Here is an 11,636-nt window from a genome sequence, read left to right on the forward strand (position 1 = left end):
ACTCCGTCGAATCATGTACTATAAAAGCTAGATGTGAGGAGGGCCATGCATGTTTTCAGAACAAAAGAAACGACCATTCTTCAAAAGAAAAATGGGGATCGTCCTGTTATCTGTCCTTGCTGTCATCATCATTGCAGCATTATCAGGCTTTTTATATGTTAAATCAGCACTCGGACCGGTCGATCAAAAAAGTAAACAAACCATCAATATTCATATTCCAAATGGGACATCTGTCCGCGAAATTGCAGGCATTTTAAAAGATAATGGGCTCATTTCGAATGACACGATTTTCACTTATTATGCAAAATACAAAAAAGCGTCCGGCTTTAAAGCAGGCTATTTTCATTTAAAACAAACAATGGACGCAGACACACTGATTAAAAAGCTGACATCTGGCGGGACAGATTACGCCTTTCAGCTAGTGATTCCAGAGGGAAAACAGCTGTCTGATATTGCAGCCATTATTGCAAACCAGACGAATTTTTCAGCGAAGGAAGTTGAAGCGAAGCTGGATGATCCTGCTTTTATTCAAACATTAATGAAAAAGTATCCGAAAACCGTGACATCACAGGTGGATGGAAAACAGGTGAAACATCCGTTAGAAGGTTATTTATTCCCTGCTACGTATCCATTTTATCGTGAGGATGAGTCACTCGAAACGATCATTGAAGCGATGATTAAACAAACAGATCAATACGTGAAAACGTATGAAAAAGACATGAAAAAGAGAAACATGTCCATACATGATGTGTTAACGATGGCATCACTGATTGAAATGGAAGCAACAGAAAAGACAGATCGGGCAAAAATCTCAAGTGTATTTTATAACCGGTTGAAAAAGGACATGCCGCTTCAAACTGACCCAACCGTTCTTTATGCGCTAGGTGAGCATAAATCCCGCGTTTATTACAAAGACCTAAAAGTGAAATCTCCTTATAACACGTATAACAACAAAGGGCTGCCGCCTGGACCTATTGCAAATGCTGGTGAATCCTCTTGGAAAGCCGCTCTGCATCCAGAGAAAACGGATTACGTTTACTTCCTTGCGAAGAAAAATGGAGAAGTCGTATTTACGAAAACGTTAAATGAGCATAATAAAGCAAAAGCGAAATACATCACAGGCAGCAATTAACGTACAAGTGAATCGAAAAAGACTGTAGACAATATGAGATTGCCTGCAGTTTTTTTCGTTGAAATATCCATTTTATAGGTTCGCAATTACCACTTCTTTGTGGTAAAATATATCGGGTTGTTTTTACTTAGATGAACGAAAGATTGACGAGAAAGAGAGCTGCAATAGGCAGGACTCTTCTTTTTCAGGTCATGAAGGAGCTAGACAGATAATGACTATCGAAGATGATCGAATAAATGATTATATTGAACATTTAATTCACCCAAGTCCTGATGCAATCGCTCAATTAGAGATATATGCAAAAGAGCATCATGTGCCAATTATGGAAAAGGTGAGCATCGAGCTTTTATTGCAGCTGCTTTCGATGAAAAAGCCGAAGAAAATTCTTGAGGTCGGGACAGCGATTGGCTATTCCGCCATTCGAATGGCAACAGCTCTGCCAGATGCTGAGATTTATACAATTGAGCGCAATGCAAAGCGCTATGAAGAAGCGACACGGAACATTGAGGAATTAAAGTTAAAAGAAAGAATACACGTGTTTTTTGGTGATGCAATGGAATCGGCTAAAACGGTCCAAACGATGGCGCCCTATGACGTGATTTTTATTGATGCTGCAAAAGGGCAGTACAAGCGTTTTTTTGAACTGTTTGAACCGATGCTCGCTCATGACGGAATGATTATTACAGACAATGTATTATTCAAAGGCTTAGTGGCGACAAATTATGAAGAAGAAATTGAAGATAAACGAAAAAAACAATTAATTGGAAAAATTGATCGATATAATCAATGGCTTATGTCAAACCCTGATTTCCAAACGTGCATTATTCCAGTTGGGGACGGGATCGCCATTAGTACAAAAAGAGGTGACCAATCATGAAGAAACCAGAATTGCTTGTGACGCCAAGCAGCGTGTCAGACGTACTGCCATTAATTGAGGCAGGAGCTGATGCATTCTTAATAGGCGAACAAACATACGGTATTCGTCTTGCAGGTGAGTTTTCAAGAGAAGATGTGAAACAAACGGTTCAGCTTGCACATGCCCATCACAAAAAAGTGTATGTGGCAATGAATGCGATTTTTCATAATGACCGCGTGCAGCTGCTTGGAGATTATTTAACCTTTCTCGATTCATTAAACGTGGACGGCGTCGTCTTTGGAGACCCAGCCGTGATCATGGCCGCAAAGGAAACAGGGGTGAACCTGAATCTTCACTGGAGTACAGAAACGACTGGAACCAACTATTACACTTGTAACTACTGGGGCAGAAAAGGCGCATCGCGTGCTGTTATTGCTAAAGAGCTGAACATGGACAGTGTGATCGACATCAAAGAAAATGCTGAGGTGGAGATTGAAATTCAAGTTCATGGCATGACATGTATGTTTCAATCGAAACGTACGCTCATCGGCAACTACTTTGAATATCAGGGCAAACAAATGGACGTCGAAGGCAGAAATATGGAGGAAGGGCTATTCCTGCATGACCAAGAGCGTCAAAACAAATACCCTATTTTCGAGGATGCAAACGGGACACATATTATGAGTCCAAATGATGTGTGTATGATTGACGAATTAGAAGAGTTTGTTGACGCAGGCATTGACTCATTTAAAATTGACGGAATTTTAAAGTCACTTTCTTATATGACAGAGGTGACATCACTCTATAGAAAAGCAATTGATTTACTGACGACTGACAAAGACGCGTATGAAGATCAGAAAGAAGACTGGGTGAACCGGATTGAAGAGATTCAGCCAGTGAATCGTTCGATTGATACAGGATTCTTCTTTAAAGAAACGGTTTATTAATATAAGAGGAGGCAGAGGAAATGGCATTATTGAAAGATGGTATTTCTGAAATGATTGATGGGAAACGTGTCATTACAAAAAAACCAGAACTGCTTGCACCCGCAGGAAACTTGGAAAAGCTGAAAATTGCTGTACATTACGGAGCTGACGCTGTCTTTATTGGCGGGAAAGAATTTGGACTTCGCTCAAATGCAGATAACTTTTCAATTGAAGAAATGGCAGAAGGCGTCGCATTTGCAAACAAATATGGCGCACGCATTTATGTGACAACGAATATCTTTGCCCACAATGAAAACATGGACGGGCTGGAGGAATACCTTCAAGGGATCGAAGGCGCTGGAGTAGCAGGCATTATCGTAGCTGATCCACTGATCATTGAAACATGTAAACGGGTTGCACCGAAGCTTGAAGTCCATTTAAGCACACAGCAATCTCTTTCAAATTGGAAAGCTGTTCAGTTTTGGAAGGAAGAAGGGCTTGAGCGTGTGGTGCTCGCACGTGAAACAAGTGCGCTAGAAATTAGAGAAATGAAAGAAAAGGTCGATATTGAAATCGAAACATTCATTCACGGTGCAATGTGTATTGCATACTCTGGCCGCTGCGTGCTCAGTAACCATATGACGGCAAGAGATTCTAACCGTGGAGGCTGCTGCCAGTCCTGCCGCTGGGATTATGATCTTTATAAACTAGAAGGTTCTGAGGAAGCGCCCTTATTTGGTGAAGAAGATGCACCATTTGCGATGAGTCCAAAAGATTTGAAGCTTGTTGAATCCATTCCTCAAATGATCGAAATGGGAATTGACAGCTTAAAAATCGAAGGACGGATGAAATCCATTCATTATGTTGCCACTGTTGTAAGTGTGTATCGTAAAGTCATCGATGCGTATTGTGCTGATCCAGACAATTTTGTCATTCAGCAGGAATGGTTAGATGAATTAGATAAATGCGCAAACCGTGACACAGCGCCAGCCTTTTTCGAAGGCGTACCAGGAACAGATGAACAAATGTTTGGCATTCATGGAAAGAAAACGACATTTGATTTCGCAGGTCTTGTTCTTCATTATGATGAAAAAGAACAAATCGTGACATTGCAGCAGCGTAACTTCTTTAAGCAAGGCGACGAAGTCGAATTCTTCGGACCAGAAATTGAGAATTTCACATGCAAAATTGAGACGATTTGGGATGAAAAAGGAAATGAACTAGATGCCGCTCGTCATCCGCTGCAAATCGTCAAATTCAAGCTTGATCAAAAAGTATACCCTAGCAACATGATGAGAAAGGGGAAATAACAGCCACATGAGGAGTAAACCAGTTGTCATTGGTATTGCTGGCGGCTCGGGTTCAGGTAAAACGAGCGTCACCAATTCGATTTATGAAAAATTTAAAGGACATTCCATCCTCATGCTTCAGCAAGATTTATATTACAAAAATCAAAGTCATATGCCATTTGAAGAGCGCCTGCTCACGAACTATGATCATCCGCTTGCATTCGACAATGACCTGATGTTTGAGCATTTGGAACAGCTCTTAAGGTACGAATCCATTGAAAAACCAATATATGATTTTAAGCTGAACACACGTTCAGAAGAGACGGTTCATGTTGAGCCGAAGGATGTCATTATCGTTGAAGGTATCTTTGCGCTCGAAGACGAACGTTTGAGAGACTTAATGGATATTAAACTGTATGTTGATACAGATGCAGACCTTCGCATCATCCGCCGCATTTTACGCGATACGAAGGAAAGAGGCCGTTCGATCGACTCTGTGATCGAACAATATGTATCTGTTGTCAGACCGATGCATAATCAATTCATTGAACCGACAAAACGATACGCCGATATCATCATCCCAGAAGGCGGCCAAAACCATGTGGCCATCGACTTAATGGTCACAAAAATTCAAACGATTCTTCAAAACCGAGCAGAGTAATGGTGGAGAAGAAAAAGACCTTTACAGTGTAAAGGTCTTTTCAGCATCATATTAATAAACAGTCACGAAAACTTGTCCTAAGACAGACGTCCCTTTATAAAGAGTGATCGTGGCTTTGCCAGGTGAATTTGCGGTCACTATTCCATTAGAGCTAACAGAAGCTACACTCTGTTTATCTGTCCAATAACGTGTAGCTGCAGAATTATAGACCGAGTATTGCTCACCAACTCTTAAAGATACACTGTAATCTTGAATCGAAATCACATCTAAAGTTTGAAATCCAGACGAGCTGCTATTGACTGTGAAATCTGCTGTTTCTTTGGCCGAAGCCATGCCCATTAGTGAAAAAGATAAGGTAGAGATGGATAGAACAGAAACAATTGTTTTCTTCATGTTCATTTAAAACACTCCCTAGCATGTATTTGGTCTTGCATTGATAGAATTCAACAAAAACCAAATATTTCCTTGTTAATATTTGTTAATAATATGTGAACATTTATGAAAGCATCATTCTCAGAAAGAATCTTGAGGGTTTGATATGATAATAAAACAATGAAGAAAAGAAGAGATGGAGAAATCACTACCACATAGCGAAAGAATGAAGTTAAAAAAGTATATTAAAAAAACGACAAACAAATCATCACAAATTTTCAAACAATTCTTGATCAAAAAGCAATTTTGTAATAATATAGCATAGACATATCGTACACTGACCATATTATGTATTGGAAGATGGAGAATGGGAAAGCTATTCTTCTACATATGATCGAAATGGCCGAACGAGGTACAGGAGCTTCCTGTGCCTTTCCACAGTTTGTGCGATTTTAGACCGCTGCAAGTGGTCCTGTCTAATAAAAGGCATAATAGTTGCATCTAAAAGGGACGCCATGTAAGATGGACTTTTACGAATATGGGACAGAAGGAATGAGGGCCTGAACATGTCCTCATTCTTGTATATTTCAGTCGTCACTCACGTGCAGAAATTTGTATGATGAGGATTAATAGAAGGAGTGAATGATTCATGGCACAAGAAAAAGTATTTCCAATGACAGAAGAAGGAAAACGTAAATTAGAAGAAGAGCTTGAATATTTGAAAACGGTTAAACGTAAAGAGGTTGTAGAGCGTATTAAAATCGCTAGAAGCTTTGGAGACCTCTCTGAAAACTCGGAATATGATTCTGCCAAAGAAGAGCAGGCGTTTGTAGAAGGCCGTATTACAACGCTTGATAATATGATTCGTAATGCCAAAATTATTGAAGATGAAGGAAATTCAAATGTTGTTTCACTTGGTAAAACGGTGACATTCGTTGAATTACCAGACGGCGAAGAAGAATCTTACACAATTGTGGGAAGCGCAGAAGCTGATCCGTTCGAAGGCAAGATTTCAAACGATTCACCTATTGCAAAAAGCCTTTTAGGTAAACAAGTAGACGACAAAGTAACCGTTCAAACACCTGGCGGGGAAATGTTCGTCCAAATTGTAAAAATTTCATAATCACGTTTATCAGGTAAACACCTCGTCCACAATAGGGACGAGGTGTTTTTATGCGCAAAAAAAGAAGAATTCAATGGACAGGTGCGATTATTTTTATACTATTGCTCGGTCTTCTGTTTAGACTGGCAGAAATTCAGCTGTTTTTCACAGAATCTTTTTCAAAGCTTGATATCAATTTAATACAAGAAAGTGTCAAACAGCGAACAGAAGAAGTCGTCATTTCAGACGGGCGCGGTGAGTTTTTAGATCGAAACGGCCAAGCGCTTCTTACAAAAGAACAGCCCGCGGTTATCTTATTTCCTTTCCTGCAATATGATCTTCCACACCTTCAGCAAACCGCCTCCATTCTTGAGATGGAAGAAGACGAACTCAAAAAACAGCTGACAGAAACGAAAAAACCTCTCATTTTAAAAGATGACATCACGAAAAAAAAGCTGAAAGACATCAATGATATGAAATATTCAGGTGTGTACGGCGTATATATGAAAGAGAAGGACAAAAAAAGACTTGCCCTCCACACATTAGGTTTCACAAGCGAGAATCCAGAACTATTGAGAAAGCGGTATCCTGACAAAAAAGAACTTTCCATTCGTACTGAAATCGGCACATTTGGGCTGGAAAGCACCTTTGACGAATTTCTATTACCCGAGCAAGACACAAAATTGTTATATCATGTGGACGGAAGGGGAAACCCTTTGTTCGGTATGGACGTCAAATATACAGCAGAAGCTCATTCCTTTTATCCCCTTCAGGTTCAGACAACAATAGATGAAGACATGCAGGCTGAAATGGAGAAGGTGCTCAAACAACAAGGCATTGAAAAAGGCGGTGCCGTTCTGCTCGACATTGAAAAAAGCAGTGTGCTGGCAATGGCGAGTACCCCAAATGTCACAAGTAAAAACCGGCATGAGGCAAGAAATTACATGCTGACAGCGATTGCACCAGGCTCTGTCTTTAAAACGGCTGTACTTGCCGCAGCAATCGAAAAAAACCTTGACCAGCCACAAACCATGTATGACTGTCGAAAGAATTTATATGGAGAGCCTGAAGGAAAACAGGAAGTGCTGAATCTGACTGATAGTTTCTCGCAGAGCTGCAATTATACCTTTGCGACACTTGCTGAAAGGCTCATTCAAACAGATGATCAAATCATCGAAAAGACGGCTTCTAAGCTTGGACTCATAGATCGAGCTGGCTGGGAAGGGGATGTCTATCATAAGCAGCACTTCAAACAGTTTGATCGTGAAGAAACAGGCAGTGTGTGGGGAGATAAAAGAGACAAGCATGTCAAAAAAGCCATTGCACAAACCGCAATAGGACAAAAAAATGTCAAAACGACTCCTCTGCAAATCGCGAATATGATGGCTGCGATCGCAAGAGGAGGAGAACGAAAAGAAGTGAAAATCGCAGAAAAAGTGCTGTATCAAAACGGAACAACGATGCTGTCCTTTCAAAACAAACGACCTGAAGCGGGCAGCATCAACCGCTATACAGCTCAAAAGCTGCAAAAATACTTAAGACAGGTGGTGACCTCTGACAAGGGAACCGGAAGAAGGTTTCAAGATTTGCCATACGATGTGGCGGGAAAATCAGGTACTGCCCAAACCGGCAGTCAAGACAAAAAGGGGAATCCGCTTTATCATAAGTGGTTTGCTGGATACTTTCCGGTAGAAAAACCAAAATACGCCCTTGTCGTTGTTCACCTTGATGAGACAAGTGGCCGGGCTAAGACAAATGATGCGTTTTATGATATTGTAAAAAAGGTCAATGAAATTGAAAAGAAACAGACATAGAACATCCCTTCATGACATGTTAGAATAGTAACGACTTAGGGAACAGAGGCAAAGGAGTGCAGAGATTTTGAGTAGAAATTCTCGATTTGAACATCGTGATAAGCGCAGAAAGGCAAATATGGTGCTTAACATATTAATTGGTATCGTTGTGGTGCTTATTTTGGTTGTCGCATCGAGTTTGTTAATTTTTAATAAGCCGAAAGATCCAGATGTAGCGAAAGAACCATCAAAAACGGCACCTGCAACAAGTGAAAATAAACAAAACTCAGAAGAAGATGTGAAAGATCCAAAGAAAGACACATCCGATGATTCAGATGCAAAAAAAGCTGATTCATCTGATCAAGACGACGATACGAAGAAGACAGATGATGAAGAAAAAACTAATAAAGATGCGTTAAAAGACGCCAAAGAAACAGATGGCGGCAAAACGAGTGACGTAGACAAAACATACGAAAACGATGACTGGGAGCCTGTAGGAACAGAGCAATCCGGTTCACATACAGCAACCTATGATTCGAGCTCAAAAGACTGGAAAGAAATGATCAAAGCCATGTCTTATGCGACAGGAATTTCAGAAGATCAAATGACCGTTCTTTGGTTAGGAAATAACGGAGGCCCTCAAGATGCAAAAGGAACCATCCGTGATAAATCAACAGGTGAACGCTACCGCGTGGAAATTACGTGGGTAGATGAAAAAGGCTGGAAACCTGTGAAGGTTGAAAAATTAAGATAAACATGAAAAAAAGATAGCAGATCTGCTATCTTTTTTTGTTTAGACATTCGCTTTAAAATGAACAACTGCTGTATACAAAATCCGCTCATCGATCACAGTCGTTTGATGACTGACAGAATGAACGGTCAGCAGGATCGCCTGATTATGCTCAATTTGTTTCTGGATCTTTTGTTCAAGTTCTTTTAAAGACGATGCTTCAAAAAATTCAATTTTGTCCTTTAAAAAATCCAGCTGAAAATCCATTTGATTCACCTCTCTATACTCTTCATTCATCTTAATCTCTCTCCCTCAGAAGGGCAAATATTTTTCGGTCTCTCCCAGTATTTTTTAGTAGGAAAGAAACAGAAGTTGTGGTAGGATAGGAACTGTTCGACGGAACAAAACATACTATACGCATAGGAATAAATAGATAAAGTGGAGGGAAAGAAAATGGGACGTGAGTTTCTTTCTTTATTTGATCATTGGGCTGACTCTTATGACGACACGGTAAGTGGTCATGACGAGCAGTATAAAGAAGTGTTTCGCCGGTATCCGGCTATTTTAAAAGAGATTGCCCGCCGCTCAGGCCAAAATGTTCTTGAGTTTGGAAGCGGTACGGGGAATCTAACAGCGCTGCTCCTTGCAGCTGAAAAAAACGTGTTTGGTGTTGAACCATCAGATGCCATGAAGAAAGCGGCGCTTCAAAAAGGAGTACCAGATGTATTTCATGATGGGGATTTTTTATCATTTCCAGTGCCGCCTTTTGAGCCAGATACGATCGTCAGCTCATATGCTTTCCACCATTTAACGGACGAAGAAAAAAAACAAGCCATTCACACCTATAGCAACATCCTTCACTCAGATGGTAAAATAGTCTTTGCTGATACAATGTTTCAAAATCAAGCAGCACATCAAGCTGAGATTGACAAAGCGAGAGCCGCAGGATTCGATCAGCTTGCAGAGGATTTAGAAACGGAATATTATCCATCCATTGATGTGCTAAAGCAAATCTTTGAAGAAGAAGGTTTTAGCACGTCCTTTCATCAAATGAATGATTTTGTTTGGATCGTAGAAGCGAAGAAAAGGGAATGAAAGGATGTTTTTGATTTGAAAATCGCAGTCATAGGTGCAATGGAAGAAGAAGTGACGATTTTAAGGGATCAACTAAAAAATGCTACACAAGAAAACATCGCTGGGTGTGAATTTACAACAGGTGTTTATGAAGATAAAGAAGTGATTTTATTAAAATCAGGGATTGGAAAAGTAAATGCAGCGGTCAGCACAACATTACTGCTTGACCGCTTTCAGCCAGATTATGTGATTAATACAGGATCTGCTGGCGGTTTCCATCACTCATTAAATGTAGGTGATATTGTCATCTCTACTGATGTGAGACATCATGATGTAGATGTGACCATCTTTGATTACGAATATGGACAAGTGCCGGGACTTCCAGCTGCTTTCATTGCGGATGACAAGCTTGTGAAGCTGGCAGAGGAATCTGCTTTAGAAATTGATCATATTCAAGTGGCAAAAGGAACGATTGCAACAGGCGATTCGTTTATGAATGATCCGGATCGTGTAGCGTTTGTAAGAGAGAAGTTTCCAGAGCTATATGCGGTGGAAATGGAAGCCGCAGCCGTTGCACAAGTCTGCCAGCTCTTTGGTACGCCATTTGTTGTCGTTCGTGCGCTATCGGATATTGCAGGGAAAGAATCTAATATCTCCTTTGATCAATTCCTTGAGCAAGCAGCGATTCACTCAACCGACCTTGTCTTGCGTATGATAAAGCAAACACAATAAAGAAGGGGTTTCCCCCTTCTTTTCCATGCAAAGGAAGGGAATCATATGGCTGTCATAAAGGATATTACAGAATTAATTGGCCGCACACCGCTTTTAAAACTGTCAGGGATGGGCGTCCCAGAAGGTGTTGAGGTGTATGCAAAGCTTGAGATGATGAATCCAGGTGGAAGTATTAAGGATCGTTTAGGCGACATGCTCATTAGAGAAGCATTAGCATCTGGCAAACTGCGACCAGGCGGAACCATTATTGAAGCGACCGCTGGAAACACAGGCATTGGGCTTGCCCTAAGTGCTAGGAAGCATCAATTGCAGACCATTTTTTTTGTACCAGAACATTTTAGTCAAGAAAAACAACAGGTGATGAAGGCGCTCGGTGCAGAGATTATTCATACGCCGAGAAAAGAAGGCATGAAGGGTGCGATTGATCGAGCCCTTGAACTAGAGGCAAGCCTTGACAATGCCTATTGTGTTTTACAATTTAAAAACCAAGTAAATCCATTGACTTACTACAGAACGCTCGGTCCCGAATTATGGTCCGACTTAAAAGGGAATATCGATGTATTCGTGGCCGGAGCAGGATCTGGAGGAACTTTTCAAGGTTGTGCCGCCTATTTAAAAGAGCAGCATCAGGCGATAAAAACAGTGGTTGTGGAGCCTGAAGGGTCCATTTTAAATGGTGGGAATCCGGGCCCGCATAAAACGGAAGGGATTGGCCTTGAATTTATCCCAGATTATATGGAGCAGGCTTTATTCGATGAGATTTACACTGTCAGTGATGATGATGCGTTTCGAATGGTGAAAGAAGCAGCTGAAAAAGAAGGTGTTCTCATCGGCAGCTCTTCTGGTGCCGCTTTATTTGCCGCTTTAGAGGAAGCAAAGAAAGCAGCACCTGGGACAGTCATTGTCACCATTTTTCCTGACAGCAGTGAGCGATATTTAAGTAAAGGAATTTATGAGGGAGGAAAATAG

At 40.8% G+C, this 11,636-nt stretch carries 13 protein-coding genes; 11 read left to right on the forward strand and 2 right to left on the reverse strand.

Annotated features, from left to right (window positions below; genetic code table 11):
- Positions 1 to 49: 49 nt before the first annotated feature.
- The 5 genes from mltG to udk all read left to right on the forward strand — a co-directional run bounded on the left by mltG (position 50) and on the right by udk (position 4,864).
- Complete coding sequence (gene mltG, locus MHI60_RS14175; protein WP_144484746.1) at positions 50 to 1,132, forward strand: endolytic transglycosylase MltG; 1,083 nt, start codon at positions 50 to 52, stop codon at positions 1,130 to 1,132.
- A gap of 211 nt (positions 1,133 to 1,343) precedes the next feature.
- On the forward strand, positions 1,344 to 2,009 hold the full coding sequence (locus MHI60_RS14180; protein WP_039180249.1) for an O-methyltransferase: 666 nt from the start codon (positions 1,344 to 1,346) through the stop codon (positions 2,007 to 2,009).
- Complete coding sequence (locus MHI60_RS14185) at positions 2,006 to 2,935, forward strand: peptidase U32 family protein (protein WP_342502619.1); 930 nt, start codon at positions 2,006 to 2,008, stop codon at positions 2,933 to 2,935. The genes MHI60_RS14180 and MHI60_RS14185 overlap by 4 nt, the downstream gene beginning before the upstream one ends.
- A gap of 20 nt (positions 2,936 to 2,955) precedes the next feature.
- Positions 2,956 to 4,224 carry a U32 family peptidase gene (locus tag MHI60_RS14190; protein ID WP_024423107.1) on the forward strand — a complete coding sequence of 423 codons (1,269 nt, stop codon included), beginning with the start codon at positions 2,956 to 2,958 and terminating at the stop codon, positions 4,222 to 4,224.
- A 7-nt stretch (positions 4,225 to 4,231) separates the two neighbouring features.
- Positions 4,232 to 4,864 (forward strand): uridine kinase, encoded by a 633-nt coding sequence (udk, locus tag MHI60_RS14195; RefSeq protein WP_024423106.1) that lies wholly within the window; start codon positions 4,232 to 4,234, stop codon positions 4,862 to 4,864.
- Positions 4,865 to 4,915: 51 nt separating this feature from the next.
- Here udk and MHI60_RS14200 read toward each other — a convergent pair whose 3' ends face one another.
- Positions 4,916 to 5,263 carry an Ig-like domain-containing protein gene (locus MHI60_RS14200; protein WP_095409112.1) on the reverse strand — a complete coding sequence of 116 codons (348 nt, stop codon included), beginning with the start codon at positions 5,261 to 5,263 and terminating at the stop codon, positions 4,916 to 4,918.
- A 622-nt stretch (positions 5,264 to 5,885) separates the two neighbouring features.
- Here MHI60_RS14200 and greA point away from each other — a divergent pair.
- The 3 genes from greA (at position 5,886) to MHI60_RS14215 (ending at position 8,885) form a co-directional block, all read left to right on the forward strand.
- Positions 5,886 to 6,359 (forward strand): transcription elongation factor GreA, encoded by a 474-nt coding sequence (greA, locus tag MHI60_RS14205; RefSeq protein WP_008358505.1) that lies wholly within the window; start codon positions 5,886 to 5,888, stop codon positions 6,357 to 6,359.
- A gap of 50 nt (positions 6,360 to 6,409) precedes the next feature.
- Positions 6,410 to 8,152 (forward strand): penicillin-binding protein 2, encoded by a 1,743-nt coding sequence (locus tag MHI60_RS14210; protein WP_144484742.1) that lies wholly within the window; start codon positions 6,410 to 6,412, stop codon positions 8,150 to 8,152.
- Positions 8,153 to 8,219: 67 nt separating this feature from the next.
- Positions 8,220 to 8,885, forward strand: a complete 666-nt coding sequence (locus MHI60_RS14215; RefSeq protein WP_144484740.1) for a YrrS family protein — start codon at positions 8,220 to 8,222, stop codon at positions 8,883 to 8,885.
- A 39-nt stretch (positions 8,886 to 8,924) separates the two neighbouring features.
- On the opposite strand, the gene MHI60_RS14220 is transcribed toward MHI60_RS14215, so the two are convergent.
- Positions 8,925 to 9,128: a YrzA family protein gene (locus tag MHI60_RS14220; protein ID WP_048239190.1), complete on the reverse strand. Its 204-nt coding sequence runs from the start codon at positions 9,126 to 9,128 to the stop codon at positions 8,925 to 8,927.
- A gap of 186 nt (positions 9,129 to 9,314) precedes the next feature.
- Here MHI60_RS14220 and MHI60_RS14225 point away from each other — a divergent pair, with 186 nt between their 5' ends.
- Genes MHI60_RS14225 through MHI60_RS14235 form a run of 3 tightly spaced genes read left to right on the forward strand, consistent with a single transcriptional unit; the run spans position 9,315 to position 11,636 of the window.
- Complete coding sequence (locus MHI60_RS14225) at positions 9,315 to 9,956, forward strand: class I SAM-dependent methyltransferase (protein ID WP_095409108.1); 642 nt, start codon at positions 9,315 to 9,317, stop codon at positions 9,954 to 9,956.
- A gap of 15 nt (positions 9,957 to 9,971) precedes the next feature.
- Positions 9,972 to 10,667, forward strand: a complete 696-nt coding sequence (gene mtnN / locus MHI60_RS14230; RefSeq protein WP_046311886.1) for a 5'-methylthioadenosine/S-adenosylhomocysteine nucleosidase — start codon at positions 9,972 to 9,974, stop codon at positions 10,665 to 10,667.
- A 45-nt stretch (positions 10,668 to 10,712) separates the two neighbouring features.
- The gene (locus MHI60_RS14235; protein WP_144484738.1) at positions 10,713 to 11,636 is read left to right on the forward strand and encodes a cysteine synthase family protein; all 924 of its coding nucleotides are present in this window, start codon (positions 10,713 to 10,715) and stop codon (positions 11,634 to 11,636) included.

The sequence above is a fragment of the Bacillus sp. FSL K6-3200 genome (assembly GCF_038630485.1).
In the GTDB taxonomy this organism is placed as follows: Bacteria; Bacillota; Bacilli; order Bacillales; family Bacillaceae; genus Bacillus; species Bacillus safensis.